Below are 15,519 nucleotides of genomic sequence, written 5' to 3' on the forward strand. Positions count from 1 at the left end.
ATTGGTCATATTAGGACTATGACGTTTTACATTTTAACGTTATCTACTCATTTTAAATGCAGTGACAGCAAGCCACAGCCATCCCGCTATTAATAAGATACCACCCACAGGTGTTATGGCTCCAAACCAACGCGGTGCGCCTAGAGTCATCGCAAATAAGCTACCAGCAAATATAACAATACCAATCTGTAGTAGCCAAGCACTAACATGAGTAGCATAACCTAGGCGAATCAAGAGTCCAACGACCAATAACCCAAGTGCATGAATAAATAGATACAGCGTTGCCGTATGCCACCACTCAAGCTGCTGAGCATCGACCATACTTTTGATAGCGTGTGCTCCAAACGCGCCTAGACCAACAGCGATAGCGAGATTTATCGCTGCAACACTTATCCAATTCAACATACGACCACGCTTATTATAAGTAATACAGTTAGACTGATATCTGACTATTTATTGAATGTCATCAGGTAAAATGACACTCTCAATAGTCATCGCATCACGAATTTTGTCCATGGCATTTTTTTCGATCTGGCGTACCCGTTCTGCTGAGATAGAGTAGACGGCAGCCAGCTCATGCAAAGTAGACTTCTGCTCTGTCAGCCAACGCTGTTCAACAATATCACGCGAGCGATCATCTAAGGTATCCATCGCTGCTATCAATGCTGATGAGTTACTCTCTTCCCAATCAGACTCTTCTATCATCTCAGCAGGATCAATACCGTCTTCTAAAAACAACTGCGGTGCATAGCGTCCATCATCATCGTCACTTGATTGCGTCTCAAACGATGCGTCGTATGACGTCAGACGCGACTCCATCTCTAGCACTTGCTTACGTGTGACATTCAAATCCTTTGCGATAGCATCTGCTTCTTCTAATGTCAGCTGATTATTGGTCTTTTTGAGACTACGTAAATTAAAGAATAACTTACGATGTGCCTTAGTAGTGGCAACTTTCACAATGCGCCAGTTACGAATCACAAATTCATGAATTTCAGCTTTGATCCAATGCACTGCAAAAGACACCAAACGTACACCCTTATTGGGATCAAAACGTTTGACCGCTTTCATCAATCCTAAATTACCTTCTTGAATCAAATCGGCTTGCGGTAGACCGTACCCTGAATAACTACGAGCAATATGAATGACAAAACGCAGGTGTGACATGACCAGTAAGCGTGCAGCCTCAACATCGCCTTCATCGTAGTAGCGATGGGCAAGCTCTTGCTCTTGAGTCGGTGTCAAGATAGGGATTTGATGGACAGTATTGATATACGCACCCAAATTCACCCCTGGTGCAGACAGATGAGTCGGCATGGCAGGTACTAAATCGCGTGTACTGGTGTCTTCTAGTGCACTAGCATCGTAGGGTGGGCGCTGCGCTGCAGCATTCAGCGCCGCTTCACGTGCAGCATTTTTTTCAGTACCAGCACTGTCTTGCGTCTTTTTTGTTGTGGAAGATTCAGTAGATGGAGTAGTCATATTCTTGACCTTGATTAAATAGGTAAGCAAATATTAAACGAGCAAATATTCAGATAAAAATCTTTATTGTCTTAATTGTAAAGGATAGCGACGCTTAGTTGCTATCGGTTTTGGTAATGATGAAGTGAAATATTGTATCGGAAGTCTTCGTTAAGGTGCTATCCGTCTCTTGCCCAGTAGTCGTTTGATTCACAGTTAAAAGCAGCAGCTCGCCATCATTGGTTTGACGCGATTGATGACAAAATGCCGTAATATCTGCTTGAGAGTTGGGATCAGTTGCCACGACATATAACGACTCACCACTAACGACACTACGTAGTGCGACTTTAGTTTTTAACAGTGGCATGGGACAAGCAAGTCCGCGTCCATCCACCATACCTTTTACTTTAATGACAGGCTGCGTATGGTCTAGGGCCTCTGTTGACTCAATATAGTTGATGCAGTAAGTTGGTAATAAACGTAGTAATGACGCAATCTTATCCTGCTCGCTATCAGATAATGATTGCTGTAAGCAGACCTGATGAGGTGCGTATATCGTAGTATTCAAATTGCCTTTTGCAGACATAGATAAAATCCTTAGCATCTGAGTCTTGATTAATTAAGCTTTAAAACTCAACGTTTAAAGTCGTTGTAAACTACTACAAAGTAAAACCATTATAATTATGAAACATAGTTATGCTAAAACAATGGTTATATTATAACAAACTGTAATAGAGCAAAAGCAGTTGAATATAGTCATCGTTATGATTGACCTATTAAAATTACCCTAAGAATTGACGATAAGCAGTCAACCTCGTATAGCCAAAAAACGCTATGGCCATCAGCAGCTAATAGAACAGGACATATCTTTGAATTATTCAAATCGTTTTTTAAGCCTTGAGTCTACAACAGACCAACGTGTAACCGACAAGCCGCTCACTCGATTGTGGGCGTTATCCCAGCTATATAAAAAGCCTACATTGCGACATGCAGGCCTGCTTATGTTCTCAATGCTAGTTGGCCATCAGAGCTACGCTGCTACTGTTACCCCGCAGCCGACAACACCATTAACGCCATCAGCATTAATGACTGGCTCAACGTATGGCACTTGGCAAACTGAAAAACCTGATGAGTTACAGCTACCAAATTTGCAAGGTCAGGGCTTAAGCTTCGCTGACCAGTATCAAAATAAACTGCTGGGTGAATGGTCGCTACAAAATATCAATGGTCGTGCCAAGATGGAGCATGATCCTTGGGTTCAAGAAACCATAAAAGGCATGACATGGCGTCTCAACGCCCAAGTACGGCAGCAAGCACCTTTGGCCGTGGTCATCATTGATAACCCAAGTATCAACGCTTTTGCCGCGCCAGGGGGCGTTATAGGTATCAATACAGGGACGATACTAGCGGCCAGCAGCATGGATGAGCTGGCAAGCGTTGTGGCTCATGAAGTGGCCCACATTAGCCAGCGTCATTACGAAAGCGGTGCAGATGAGCGCAAAAAAGCCATGTTGATGCAGATAGGCGGCATGTTGGCAGCTATTGCTGCCTCAGCAGCTGACGGTGATGCTGGTGCCGCTGTCATGATGGGCAGCCAAACTGCTGCCATGAATAGTAGCATGGCTTTTAGCCGTAATAATGAGCGCGAGGCTGACCGCGTGGGCATGCAGATTATGACGCAGGCAGGCTATGATCCACGAGCAATGCCAAGATTCTTTGCCACAATGAACCAGCGAAACCAGTTAAATCAAGTTGCCAACCGCTTTTTGCCAAGCTTTGTACGCTCACATCCGCTTAGTAATGAACGTCTAAGCGAGTCACAAAGCCGAGCTCAGCGTTATCCACCCTTATCATTGACCCAGCAGCAGCGTCATCAAGCTTTATTTGACCTGCTTTATTGGCGAGTACAGACGACGGGTCAGCATGTCTCAGAGACAGTTTTAACGACTGCTGCCAAAAATAGCGTCGGGGCAAAGCTGGCTTTAGCGCATTGGTATGGCGAGCAGCAGCGCTTTGAGGAAGCGAATAAAATAATACAGCAGCTACAGGTATTACCGGCAGCTGAGCAACAAATGCTAGAGCCACTATTATCTATCACCCATAGCCAAGTATTGAGTGAACAAAATAATTGGTCAAAGGCAGCAGACGTATTGGCAGAGCAACAGCGCCTGTATCCTGAGCGCCGCGATTTGCGTCTGTATTTGGCAGAAGCGTTAACCAATAGTAATCAGTCGACCCAAGCACAAGCGCTACTCAAGCCTTTGACCCAGCAGCAGCCAAGTGATCGCTATGCCTGGCAAAGCCTACAGCTGGCCAATGAAAAACTGGCCAAAACCGCTACATCACCGCAGGTTGCCCGTATCGCTACGATTAATGCGCTGCGTTATCGCAGTCATGATCAGCTATGGAATGGCCGTTACGAGTCGGCACTTATCTCACTTACGCAGGCCAAGCAGTTGGCCGAGCAATTACACGCTGGCGCACAGAGCAGCAGTGCTCGTCCACTATTAGCAAGTATTAAACAAGAAATTAAAAACGTAAAAACCGCCAAAGAATTTAAACCTTAGGCGGTTGTTTATATAGCAGCTGTTATGAGGCAGTAATTGTTAGCCTTGTAACGCTTCTTTTACCAGCTTAGAGATTAGTGCCGGATCAGCGCGACCAGCGGTTTTATTTTTAAGCACGCCCATAACACTACCCATATCACGCATCGATGTTGCGCCTTGCTCATTGATTTCTGCATTGACCAAAGCTGCAAGCTCAGCATCATTCATCTGCTGTGGCATAAACTCGTTGATGATATCAATCTCAAACTGCTCTTTGGTCGCTAGGTCATCACGGCTATTTTCAGTAAAGATAGCCAATGACTCTTGGCGTTGTTTTAGCTGCTTTTGTAGCACTTCTAAGACGCCTGCATCATCAAGCTCTTTTTGACGGTCAATCTCGATTTGTTTGATGACCGCTTGCACATTGCGTAGTACTTTGACGCGCTCAAGCTCGCGCGCTTTCATAGAAGCTTTGATACTGTCCGATAAGTTCTGTTTAAGTTGGCTCACTATTATTATCCTTATTCGTTAAATTTTATTCATTAGGCTTTTAAAGAAGCAATTTTTGCTTGGCTCGTCAATAAAAGCCTGTGTAAACAACAGCAATAACAAAAATTGTAGCATAAAAAACGCCACTGTTATTCATCGATAACAGTGGCGTTAGTGTAGCGCTTGTACTTAACTAATCGTATTATTGATTAGTACATACGAGTGGTACGAATAGTTTCGCGTTGTAGTTTTTTCTTATAACGCTTTACGGCAGCAGCTTTTTTACGTTTGCGTACTTGCGTTGGCTTTTCATAAAACTCACGCTTACGTACGTCTGATAATACACCAGCTTTTTCACAAGCACGTTTGAAACGGCGGATAGCGATATCAACTGGTTCGTTTTCTTTAACCTTAACTGCAGGCATGAAGACTCCTTGATTAGGATGAGATATAAAGGCATTAATTTGGCTGTGTATTAGTATTTAGCCGTAATATCTCAAGATTACCGGCATCAGCTCAAACTAGGATAATTTTTGCGCTATAGCACAAGGGCAGGTATTTTAATAAAAAATGGCAACAAAGTCAATGCTTTTAGTACATCTAACTATCAGTACTGTCATGTAAGGTGGACGATAAATATGCGTCTTTGTCCAGGTTATAAATCTTTGTAAACTTGACTAAAACTAAATAAGCGAGGATAAGTGAAAGAACAAAAAACCCTTACTGCTTATAACGGTTTGGTTTGAGTTTATGCTATGATAATTCCCATATAGCAGTAGGCATATTCAAGACGATGTGTCCATTTTATTAAGGGTGTTGGAATGAAAAAAACAGTACTAAATACAGTGTTAAGTGCGACAATGGTTGTTACTCTTGGGCTTGGCGTTACCGCCTGTAGTGGTGATAAAGAAGGCGAGTCTCATGAGGTCTTAGCAGTAGATAGAGTGGAGGAAGCCGCTGAACTGGCTCGTCAAAATGCACCTGAGGCCGAAGACATGGAGTTTCCAGAGACAGCGCCAATGCCTGTAGAGGGCGAAGCTGCCGCAGACGGTACGGAAGCAGGAGCTACTACGACTATAGAAGAAGGCATGACTGAGCCTGCTACGGCAGAAGCTACTGCTGATGATACCAATACAGACGCAGCGGTGGCTGATAATGCAAATATGCCAGCTACTGATGCCGAAACAACAGAGAGCGACGCTGAGCCAGCGACGACTGAATAGCTGCTAACCTAAACTACGAAAGGAGCTGTGCTGATGATAAAAAAACTGACTTTATATGCTTTTGGTATTAGCACATTGTTGTTATTGAGCGCTTGTAGTGATAATAACACTGCCGAGCCGCCCGCTGACGCGCCTGCCGAAACGAGCACGGCAGTAGAGGAGGCACCTGCCACCGCGCCTGAAGCGTCTGAGCCGTTAACGTCTGAACTGCAGACGTCTGAGCCAGCCGCAGTAGAAGCGCCAGCAACGACGACAGCTGAACCGGCCGAAGCAGTCGAGCCATCAACAGCAGATGAGCCTGAAGTGTTGGCAGCTGATGCAGGGGCGAAGCTATACGAGTCCAACTGTAAAGTCTGCCACGAAGCAGGTCTGCTCGATGCACCAAAATACGGTGATAAAGCAGCGTGGGCGCCCCGCCTTGCTAAGGGTATAGATACGCTACATATGCACTCAGCGCAGGGCTTTAACAAGATGCCCGCGCAGGCGACTGACAAAGTAAGCGAAGCGGAGGTCTATGCAGCGGTCGATTATATGGTAGCTGCCGTAAGCTGATTTAGGCCATATGAGCCATTGAAATTTGCTAAACTGGCCGTCATTGTGACAGACAATGGCGGTTTTTTTGTGCAAGTGCTTAGATAGAGAGTCGCAGATAAAAGCGTGATCAAAACCAACACGCAGACCAAGGTATGATAAAGGCAAAAATATGAAGGTATTGGGTTTAGAGACGTCTTGTGATGAGACGGGGCTGGCGATCTTTGACAGTGAGCAAATGGGTAGCGACAATCAAGGTTTGGTCGGGCAGGTGCTGTATTCACAAATAGAGCTGCACGCTCTTTATGGCGGCGTGGTACCCGAGCTTGCCAGCCGCGATCATATTCGCAAACTGGTGCCGTTGCTCAATGAGCTGCTCGAGCAGTGCGATGTCAAAAAAAGTGAGCTCGATGCCGTCGCGTATACCAAAGGCCCAGGCCTAATCGGTGCGCTGATGACGGGCGCGCTGTTTGGTCGCAGTTTGGCATACGGCTTGGATATCCCTGCGATTGGGGTCCATCATATGGAAGGGCATCTGCTGGCGCCGCTGATGGGTGCCAATCCGCCAGCGTTTCCGTTTGTCTCGCTACTGGTATCTGGCGGGCACACGCAGCTGATCGCCGCACACGGTATTGGACAATATGAAATCCTAGGTGAGTCCATCGACGATGCCGCAGGTGAGTGCTTTGATAAAGCGGCCAAAATGCTCGGCCTTCCGTATCCTGGTGGCCCTAATATTGCTAAATTAGCCGAAAATGGCGATCCCAGTGCTTATGATTTGCCGCGTCCGATGCTGCATCGTGGTCTGGACTTTTCTTTTAGCGGTATGAAAACAGCGGTGCATAATCTTATCAAAGACACTGCTGGCTCTGACAGCGACCCACAAGTGCGTGCCGATATTGCCGCCAGCTTCCAACATGCCATGGTCGATACGCTAGTAAAAAAATGCGTGAAAGCGTTAAAACAAGTAGAGATGAGTCGCCTAGTGATTGCTGGCGGGGTCAGCGCCAATACGCACTTGCGGGAGACCTTGGAGCGTGAGCTGGCCAAGATCAATGCCACCGTGCATTACGCGCCGCCAGCGTTATGTACCGATAATGGGGCGATGATTGCTTATGCAGGCTATGAGCGTCTGCAAGCAGGGCAGTCTGATGATCTAGCCGTCAGCTGCGTACCGCGTTGGCCGATGACGGAGCTACCTGCGGTGTAATGTTTAGCAGCCATATACAGTTTAAAAGCCATACAAAGGAAGGATAATCTATGCAGTGGCTTGCCATCGGTTTGGGAGCAGCACTTGGCGCATGCCTGCGGGCGTGGCTGTCGCGTTTTAATCCCGTACATAGCTGGATACCACTTGGTACGCTTGGCGCGAATGTGTTGGGCGGTCTGCTAATTGGTCTGGCGCTGGTATGGTTTGAGCGTATGGGGAGCCATCTGCCTGATCATGTACGGGTATTTGTGATAACTGGGTTTTTGGGCGGATTGACGACCTTTAGTACCTTTAGTGCTGAGGTATTTAGCTTTATCCATGATGGACGGCTGTTGGCAGGTTTGGCATTGATAGGGTTGCACGTCGGACTGACTTTATTGGCAACCGCGATTGGGTTTTATTTTTTTAAGTTGGTTTTATAAGCTTTGCTATATATTACTCGTTTAATGGTCTGATATAAGTGGTTGCTTTACAGCAGTCTATTTTAAGTGGTCTATTAATAGGTTTGAATGATGAAATAGCTGGTTCCCTTGAGGTATAGCTTTTGAAACCATTTTTCTTTATATTGTCACTTAGACAGGCTGGGCATTTGATGTATAGTGTCATTTGCATTTCACTATTTATCAATTTCTCAGCCTGTTTTTTTCCAGCCTACTTTTTGAACCACCACCCGGATATAAATGTAGCTATGAATAAAACAACTTTTAAAATATCGAAGATGGACTGCCCTTCGGAGGAAAACCTAATCCGAATGAAATTAGAGGGCCACTCGAATATTGAACATCTTGAGTTCGACATTCCTAACCGTCAATTAACTGTGTTTCATCATGACAATATAGAAGGGATAGAGACTGCTATTCATGACCTAAAATTAGGAGACACCCTACTCTCGACCGAAACCATTGACCCCTCTGATCCCAACAATAATTTTAAAATTGATGCTGATTCTAGTCACAAAAAAGATGCTGAGCAAAGAAAGCTACTATGGATAGTGCTGGTCATTAACTTTGCTTTCTTTATTATTGAAATGAGCACGGGACTGATTTCTCGTTCGATGGGGTTGGTCGCCGACAGCTTAGATATGTTAGCAGATAGCTTCGTGTACGGAATTAGCTTATTTGCGGTCGGTGGAACGGTCATTAAGAAAAAACGGATTGCTAGAATTGCCGGATATTTTCAAATTACGCTAGCGATTCTTGGTTTTTTAGAAGTACTAAGACGTTTCTTTGGCAATGAGCAGTTACCTGACTTTTCTACCATGATAGTCATATCGATTCTTGCGCTAATTGCAAACTCGATTTGCCTCTATTTACTACAAAAATCGAAAAGCAAAGAAGAAGAAGCCCATATGCAAGCCAGTATGATTTTCACTTCAAACGATGTGATTATCAATTTAGGGGTAATTGTTGCAGGGATTTTGGTTAATTGGTTACACTCTAGTACGCCTGATTTGATTATTGGTAGCATCGTATTTGCTTTAGTTATTCAGGGCGCCTTTAGAATATTGAAGTTGAGTAAGTAGCCAAGCCTAATAACTGAAGCAAATAGCTCAAGTAAGTAGCTTAATTAAACCGCTAAGTGTAAAGTAACTGGGTTTGAAGCAAATAAACATCATAAGGATATGAGACCTCAAGCAATGATTGAACAAACTTTAAATCTAGTCACCACCAAAGACCATCAGCAAGTTGCCGTTTGGCGAATAATAGATGATGAAGTCTTTGATAAGAATCTGGTGGTGGTCAACTAATTTAGGACACTAATAAAATTCAAACCTACATCGCCATTACTTATAACCCTGAGTCGAGAACGGATAATAATTATAAGCGTTGGGGCAACTTTTATGACCGCCAAGATCTGTTAGTAGGTGACGAGTTGTGTCAGGTGGTTAATTTTCAGAGACCTTCCTAAATTTTGTGTAAGTATTTAATCTAAACGTCAGTTACACAGAATCTGGGATGGTCTCTTCAAGTCCTCACTAGCGCACCGATCATAGATAGAATATCTATGGTAAGTACATCATGAAGTACACTGTGGCTATCTCAGCAAGTTGAAACCTTAATACCATTAGCTCACAGCCAAAGATTCAAGTCCTCACTAGGGAACCATCATTTAATATAAAGTCTGTTAAGATATAAGAAAGTAGTCGATATTATATAACTATAAGAAAGTAATTAGTAATGAAACTACAAAGGTTTTACTATCCCTTCCAATAAGCTCGCAAACCCTTGCATATACGCGGTATCTTGACTTGACGTACGCGTCGCGGCATATAGCTGACAATGTACACCACTACCTAATGGACGGGATACCACCCAGCCTTTTTTCTCATACTCCGCCACTACCCAATCAGGGAGAGCAGCCACACCGCGCTCACTGGCGACCAGCTGTATCAGCATCGCTGTCAGCTCTGTGGTACGGACATTTTTGAAGCTCACATCGCTTGGCGTCATAAAGCCTGCGATGATATCGAGGCGTTTGGCTTCGACGGGATAAGCGATCAAGGTTTCATCGATTAAGTCATGAGGCGCGATAAAGTCTTGCGCCGCCAAGTCATGCGTGGGCGACAGTACCAAGCGGCTCTCATACTCAAATAGCGGCTGATAGCTGATACCCTCTATCGGCAAATCACTGGTGGTGATCAGCAGGTCAATATCACCCTCCATCAATAGATGATGCGGCTCAGGCTCAAACCCTGTGGCAAAGTCCAGCTCGACATCCGACCACTCGCGGCGATACTGGTTGAGTATTGGCATTAGCCAATCAAAGCAGCTATGGCACTCAGAGGCCAGACGCAGGCGACCAGCCTGCCCATGGGCGAGGCGTTTGAGATTGGATTTGGTGCGGGTGACTTGCGGCAAGATGCTGTCGGCCAATGCCAGCACTATCTTGCCTGCTGGGGTAAAGCTCAGCGGGCGCGTGCGGCGATTGACGAGGCTGACATCATAATAGTTTTCCAGCTCTTTTAGCTGATGCGAGACGGCAGAGGCGGTGACATGCAGCTCATCGGCGGCCGCAGCCAGCGAGCCATGCGCGCGCAGTGCCGTCAATGTATTGAGATGACGAAGCTCTAACATAAGATAACCTAAGCACTTGAGTGAGAAAAATTCATTATAAACAATCTATCGGTGAATTCCACTCAAATATTTTTATCAAGTGCCTGCCATTAGCCAGCCTTCAACGTCTAGCGTCGCCGTAATAATAGCTGTGAGATGACGACCAGTACCAAAGAGGCTACCAGTAGCAACGTACCGACGGCGTTGACCTCAGGTTTGAGGCCGACGCGTACCATCGAATAAATCCGCAGCGGCAAAATCTCATAGCTAGGCCCCGTGACAAAGGTCGATACCACCACATCATCGAGTGATAAGGTAAAGGCCAGTAACCAACCTGCCATTACCGCCGGTAAGATGACAGGAATCAGGACGGTGCGTACCATGGTCGATTCACTAGCGCCCAAGTCGCGTGCCGCTTCCATCAAGCGCTCATCCAAGCTGCTTAGGCGCGCAAACACAGTGATGACCACAAAGGGCAAGCAAAAGGTGATATGGGCAAGCAGCAGCGAGACAAAGCCTAACTGCAGACCAATTAACAAAAATAAGGCCAACAGTGAAATCGCAAGGACAATCTCAGGCGACATCATCAGTACAAACAACAGCCCGTTCAACAAGCCTTTGCCGCGAAAGTCGTAACGATGTAGGGCAAGGGCGGTGAGCGTGCCGATTAAGGTTGAGACGGTGGCCGCAACCAAACCCAAGACGATAGAATGCCAAAATGCATCGAGCATCGCTTGGTTATTAAATAGCGATTCGTACCATTTGAGGCTAAAGCCGCCCCAGTTGTAGCCGATTTTTGATTTATTAAATGACATCACCACCAAGACAATGATGGGCAGATATAGCAAAGCATAAATCAGGCCCAGATAGCCTTTGGCCGCGATGTTGCCGAGGCTTGGTGGTTTGATGTGGCGTTGGTTATCAGACATTAGGCCACCTCATTAAAATCAGTCTTACCAATGCGGCGGCTACTGGCACGATAAGCCAGCAATAGCACGGCCATCGCCAGTGTCAACAGCACGCTTGCCGCTGCTCCAAAGGGCCAGTCACGCGCATCCAAAAACTGGTTTTTGATGATATTACCCACCAGCAGGTTACGCGAGCCGCCCAGCACGTCTGCCACATAAAACATCCCCATCGCAGGCAGCAGCACCAAGAGCACCCCTGAGATAATCCCAGGCGTGGTCAGTGGCAGCACCACGTGCCAAAAAGTCTGAGTTTTCGACGCACCCAAGTCTTGCGAGGCCAGCAGCATATCATGACGCAGATCGGTAAAGACCGCATACAGCGGCAGCACCATAAACGGAAACAGCAAATACGTCAGGCCTGCTATCACCGCGCCTTGTGTGTACAAAATATCGATAGGCGCGTCGATGATACCCAGCGTCAGTAGGGACTTATTGATCAAACCATTATTGGCAAACAATAATTTGAGCGCGTAAGTCCGCACCAAAGAGTTGGTCCAAAATGGCAAAATCAAAAGCATCATCAGCAGCGGCTGCCAGCGCGTCTGGGCTTTGGAAACCAGCCAAGCAAACGGATAGCCGAGTAATAAACAAATCACCGTGGTGATACCAGCCATCCAGAGGGAGTGGACAAATACCTCAAAATACAGCGGATCCACCATACGTATATAGCTGTCGATATTGACGGGCAAACTGATAAAGGCGCTGCTATCACGGGTCAAAAAACTGACCGCGATGACCAAGATATTTGGCAACAAAGCAAATATCAGCAGCCAACCCCAGATGAGCCATAGCGTTGCTGTACGAAACGGGCTTTTATTGCCCAAGTTAAAACGGCTAGTACGCGCCATTAGCTGACATCCTTTTGTATGGCTGTTTTTTGTATAGCCGCGCTTTGCTCAGGCGCTTGTGGTTCTGTTAAATTGTCTTCGGGCAATACCCACTCCCAGCCATCGACCCACGCCACCTTGACCGCTTCATTGAGCTTATAATCAAAGCTAGGATCGTCTTCATCAAAAAACTCAGAAGCTTTGATGATATGACCATTGGCCAGCTCGATAATCGAGTCTAAGGTACTGCCTTTATAGTTACTCTCGATGACACGGCCCAGCAAGCCTGCATGGCTGTCGTCTTTGGGATCATAAATGCGTAAGTCTTCAGGACGCAGCAGTAGGTTGACGATGTCGCCTACTTGTACATCGTTGGCAAAAGCAGGACGGCGTAGATTACGCAATGTGGCTTTACCTTCTTGCACCTGCGCTTCACAGACTTCAACCTCGATGCGGCCATTGGTCACGCGGCCATCACGATCTGGCTGATCGGGGTACACGCCTTTGACCTCTGCCTTAAACAGATTGGTCTCACCGATAAATTTGGCGGTAAATAGATTGGCAGGGGTTTCATAAATCTCGATCGGCGTACCGATTTGCTGAAACTTGCCGTCTTTCATCACCGCGATACGGTCGGACATCGACAGTGCTTCTTCTTGATCATGAGTGACAAAGACAAAGGTAATGCCAAGCTCGCGCTGCAAGCGTTTGAGCTCTGACTGCATCTGCAGACGCAGCTTGTGATCGAGCGCCGATAAAGGCTCATCGAGTAACAGTAGTTTGGGGCGATTGATGACCGCGCGCGCAATGGCCACGCGCTGCTGCTGACCGCCGGATAAATCTTGTGGTTTGCGATTGGCAAGGTGCTCTAGCTGCACCATTGCCAGCATCTCACGCACCCGCGACCGAATCTCGTCTTTGGGGACTTTTTTGAGCTTGAGGCCATAGGCGACGTTTTGCGCGACACTCATATGCGGAAACAGCGCATACTGCTGAAACACGGTATTGACCGGACGCTTATCCGCGGACAGCCCTGCCATCTGCACGCCGTCTAGATAAATCGCCCCTGCCGTCGGCTGCTCAAACCCCGCGATTAAGCGTAGCAGCGTGGTCTTGCCGCAGCCTGATGGTCCAAGCAGGGTCAAAAACTCACCATGCTGGATATCAAGATTGATGTCTTTTAAGACCTCAGTTTGATCATAGGTTTTTTTTAGGCCAGTCAGTTGTAGCAGTACAGTGTCTGGTGACGCAGGGTTGGTATGCGCGTGTGCTGAAGATTGGGTCATAAATCTGGTTCCTAAGCCTCCCGCCTGTCCGTACCTTTTTTAATATCAGTACCTTTTTTAATATCAGTACTTTTTTAGTATAAGACACGACAAGGGCTAACATGAGCGTAAGCATGGTCTAGTTGCTGCGTATTATAACAAACCGATAATATAAATTAAGGTAAGTTCGTTATCTGTTGCGTAGGTTGCGGTGGTAGAGGTCTCTGTATTTATTCAAATATTTCATTATGATCTCCACATTTAACATAAGTGTTTGATAGCTTGCTTACCGCTGAAATATTCGACACTGTCAATAGTTCTTACTTGAATAAAATGACTTTAACACAAATTTTTTGTCATTTTTTAGCCTCTATTCCTATACAATTACTTTATGGCTGACAAACATAATGAGCCAAATAGCTTAATAATTACTAACAAACCATTGAGCTAAGTGATATCTAAAAACGAGATCTAAAGCCATTTAACATTCTAAGAGTTATTAATAATTAAGGAGACTTTATGCCTAACGATACACGCCCAAAAACCGGTCAAGAAGCACTTGAGCTTTTAAAACAAGGCAATGCACGCTACGTCGATAGCTTGACTAATACCGATCCCTGTATGCAAAGACGTCCAGAGCTTATCAGTGATCAAGACCCTTTAGCGATTATCTTGGGCTGCTCAGATGCGCGCGTGCCGGTTGAGATTGTCTTTGATCAAGGCTTAGGTGATTTGTTTGTCATTCGGGTGGCAGGTAACGTGGTTGCTCCTTCGCAAATTGGTTCAATTGAGTTTGCTGCCGAAAAGTTCGGTACCAAGCTGGTAGTGGTGCTCGGTCACTCACACTGCGGGGCGGTGACGGCTTGTGTTGAGGCGCTTATCAACCCTGAGCAAAACTATACGCCAAACCTACAATCTATCGTCGATCGTATTCGTCCAAGCGTCTATAACTTGCATGAGCTTGCGACGGCCAATGGTCAAGACGTCGATGCAGACGAGTTGCTTGAGCGCTCTATCAGTGCCAACGTGCGTATGTCGGTCAGTCAACTAAAACATGGCTCACGTGCGCTAGAGGATTTAACCAATAGTGGTCAACTGCTTATCGTTGGTGCAGAGTATGACTTAAAGACAGGTAAAGTACGGTTTTTGGAGAGTTAATTAGTATTGTAAGCTAAGCATATTAAGGACACGCTCTTACAAAACCCTATCAATGGTCTTATAAATTTTTATTATGATGAAGTGTTTCAGCAGCTCGCTACTATAGGGGTTTGCTGGCTTCCCAATCATTTTCTGTCAAATACTAGGATAATTATGTCTCATTTAGCTTCTAACTCGGCAACCGACGACAACAAAGCAACGATAGCCCAACCTACGACTAGCGTAAACGCAAATGGTGTTCAATCCATCGCAGCTCAAACCTCAGGTTTTACGTTTAATCACACCATGCTACGGGTAAAAGACCCTGCCAAGTCACTTGAGTTTTATACCGGCGTACTTGGCATGACATTATTGGCAGTCAAAAAATTTCCTGATATGGAATTTGATTTATACTTTTTAGCCAAGCTGACAGAAAGCGAGCGTGAAAACTTGCCAGCAGGTAGTGATTTGGAGATTTTCGCGTTCCGTCAGCGCGGTATCTTAGAGCTAACTCACAACTATGGAACTGAGAGCAAGGCCGACTTTAGCTATCACGATGGTAATAGTGAGCCGCAAGGCTTTGGTCATATTTGCTTTAGTGTACCCAATTTAGATGAAGCGATAGCTTGGTTTGATAAAAACGATGTGGAATTTAAAAAGCGTCCCGAAGATGGCAGTATGAAAAATATTGCTTTTATCAAAGATGTCGATGGTTACTGGATTGAGATCGTACAAGCTGATTTGATGCGTTAGATTGCAGCGTCAAAAATTCGATGATTGAGCAAAAAAGGTAAATAACTTAAGGAGTG

General features: G+C 45.8%; 18 protein-coding genes and 1 pseudogene. 9 read left to right on the top strand and 10 right to left on the bottom strand.

The annotated features are described in order from the left end of the window. Positions 1 to 39: 39 nt before the first annotated feature. The 3 genes from BTV98_RS08390 to BTV98_RS08400 form a co-directional block, all read right to left on the bottom strand. Complete coding sequence (locus tag BTV98_RS08390) at positions 40 to 405, bottom strand: DUF423 domain-containing protein (protein ID WP_058367969.1); 366 nt, start codon at positions 403 to 405, stop codon at positions 40 to 42. A gap of 48 nt (positions 406 to 453) precedes the next feature. After that, the gene (rpoH, locus tag BTV98_RS08395; protein ID WP_197409062.1) at positions 454 to 1,317 is read right to left on the bottom strand and encodes an RNA polymerase sigma factor RpoH; all 864 of its coding nucleotides are present in this window, start codon (positions 1,315 to 1,317) and stop codon (positions 454 to 456) included. Positions 1,318 to 1,576: 259 nt separating this feature from the next. After that, positions 1,577 to 2,047, bottom strand: coding sequence for a sulfurtransferase TusA family protein (locus tag BTV98_RS08400; RefSeq protein ID WP_058367971.1), 471 nt, complete (start codon positions 2,045 to 2,047; stop codon positions 1,577 to 1,579). Between the two features lie 283 nt (positions 2,048 to 2,330). Between BTV98_RS08400 and BTV98_RS08405 the strand changes: the two genes are divergently transcribed. Next, entirely contained in the window at positions 2,331 to 4,028 is a 1,698-nt protein-coding gene (locus BTV98_RS08405) for a M48 family metalloprotease (RefSeq protein WP_227511680.1), read from the top strand. A 39-nt stretch (positions 4,029 to 4,067) separates the two neighbouring features. Here the strand turns inward: BTV98_RS08405 and BTV98_RS08410 are convergent, their stop codons facing one another. Both BTV98_RS08410 and rpsU read right to left on the bottom strand, forming a co-directional pair. Continuing rightward, positions 4,068 to 4,517, bottom strand: coding sequence for a GatB/YqeY domain-containing protein (locus tag BTV98_RS08410; RefSeq protein WP_058367972.1), 450 nt, complete (start codon positions 4,515 to 4,517; stop codon positions 4,068 to 4,070). 188 nt (positions 4,518 to 4,705) lie between these two features. After that, positions 4,706 to 4,921, bottom strand: coding sequence for a 30S ribosomal protein S21 (gene rpsU / locus BTV98_RS08415; RefSeq protein WP_010195908.1), 216 nt, complete (start codon positions 4,919 to 4,921; stop codon positions 4,706 to 4,708). Between the two features lie 396 nt (positions 4,922 to 5,317). Between rpsU and BTV98_RS08420 the strand changes: the two genes are divergently transcribed. The 4 genes from BTV98_RS08420 to crcB all read left to right on the top strand — a co-directional run bounded on the left by BTV98_RS08420 (position 5,318) and on the right by crcB (position 7,882). Continuing rightward, on the top strand, positions 5,318 to 5,719 hold the full coding sequence (locus BTV98_RS08420) for a hypothetical protein (protein ID WP_058367973.1): 402 nt from the start codon (positions 5,318 to 5,320) through the stop codon (positions 5,717 to 5,719). A 33-nt stretch (positions 5,720 to 5,752) separates the two neighbouring features. After that, a complete protein-coding gene (locus BTV98_RS08425; RefSeq protein ID WP_058367974.1) occupies positions 5,753 to 6,271 on the top strand; it encodes a cytochrome c5 family protein in 519 nt (172 codons plus the stop codon). 151 nt (positions 6,272 to 6,422) lie between these two features. Further along, positions 6,423 to 7,460, top strand: coding sequence for a tRNA (adenosine(37)-N6)-threonylcarbamoyltransferase complex transferase subunit TsaD (gene tsaD, locus BTV98_RS08430; RefSeq protein WP_058367975.1), 1,038 nt, complete (start codon positions 6,423 to 6,425; stop codon positions 7,458 to 7,460). A 50-nt stretch (positions 7,461 to 7,510) separates the two neighbouring features. Continuing rightward, positions 7,511 to 7,882: a fluoride efflux transporter CrcB gene (gene crcB, locus BTV98_RS08435; protein ID WP_058367976.1), complete on the top strand. Its 372-nt coding sequence runs from the start codon at positions 7,511 to 7,513 to the stop codon at positions 7,880 to 7,882. 115 nt (positions 7,883 to 7,997) lie between these two features. Here crcB and BTV98_RS13560 read toward each other — a convergent pair. Continuing rightward, positions 7,998 to 8,072 (bottom strand): annotated as a pseudogene (locus tag BTV98_RS13560) (IS1 family transposase); the annotation flags it as partial. Positions 8,073 to 8,148: 76 nt separating this feature from the next. On the opposite strand from BTV98_RS13560, the gene BTV98_RS08445 reads away from it, so the two are divergent. Then, positions 8,149 to 8,982 (top strand): cation transporter, encoded by an 834-nt coding sequence (locus BTV98_RS08445; RefSeq protein WP_025644116.1) that lies wholly within the window; start codon positions 8,149 to 8,151, stop codon positions 8,980 to 8,982. A gap of 99 nt (positions 8,983 to 9,081) precedes the next feature. Then, on the top strand, positions 9,082 to 9,207 hold the full coding sequence (locus BTV98_RS13775; RefSeq protein ID WP_256713876.1) for a hypothetical protein: 126 nt from the start codon (positions 9,082 to 9,084) through the stop codon (positions 9,205 to 9,207). Positions 9,208 to 9,643: 436 nt separating this feature from the next. Here BTV98_RS13775 and BTV98_RS08450 read toward each other — a convergent pair whose 3' ends face one another. The 4 genes from BTV98_RS08450 to potA form a co-directional block, all read right to left on the bottom strand. Continuing rightward, complete coding sequence (locus tag BTV98_RS08450) at positions 9,644 to 10,534, bottom strand: LysR family transcriptional regulator (RefSeq protein WP_058367983.1); 891 nt, start codon at positions 10,532 to 10,534, stop codon at positions 9,644 to 9,646. Positions 10,535 to 10,641: 107 nt separating this feature from the next. Beyond that, positions 10,642 to 11,442 (bottom strand): spermidine/putrescine ABC transporter permease PotC, encoded by an 801-nt coding sequence (gene potC / locus BTV98_RS08455; RefSeq protein ID WP_058367984.1) that lies wholly within the window; start codon positions 11,440 to 11,442, stop codon positions 10,642 to 10,644. Beyond that, a complete protein-coding gene (gene potB, locus BTV98_RS08460) occupies positions 11,442 to 12,329 on the bottom strand; it encodes a spermidine/putrescine ABC transporter permease PotB (RefSeq protein WP_058367985.1) in 888 nt (295 codons plus the stop codon). Before potB ends, potC begins: the two co-directional genes overlap by 1 nt. After that, complete coding sequence (potA, locus tag BTV98_RS08465) at positions 12,329 to 13,594, bottom strand: spermidine/putrescine ABC transporter ATP-binding protein PotA (protein WP_058367986.1); 1,266 nt, start codon at positions 13,592 to 13,594, stop codon at positions 12,329 to 12,331. Before potA ends, potB begins: the two co-directional genes overlap by 1 nt. A gap of 498 nt (positions 13,595 to 14,092) precedes the next feature. Between potA and BTV98_RS08470 the strand changes: the two genes are divergently transcribed. Together BTV98_RS08470 and gloA are read left to right on the top strand one after the other, a co-directional pair. Then, a complete protein-coding gene (locus BTV98_RS08470; RefSeq protein WP_058367987.1) occupies positions 14,093 to 14,731 on the top strand; it encodes a carbonic anhydrase in 639 nt (212 codons plus the stop codon). Between the two features lie 153 nt (positions 14,732 to 14,884). Then, positions 14,885 to 15,463, top strand: a complete 579-nt coding sequence (gene gloA / locus BTV98_RS08475; RefSeq protein ID WP_058367988.1) for a lactoylglutathione lyase — start codon at positions 14,885 to 14,887, stop codon at positions 15,461 to 15,463. Positions 15,464 to 15,519 lie beyond the last annotated feature (56 nt).

Origin of the sequence: Psychrobacter sp. Cmf 22.2, assembly GCF_001921745.1 — a bacterium.
Lineage (GTDB): Bacteria > Pseudomonadota > Gammaproteobacteria > Pseudomonadales > Moraxellaceae > Psychrobacter.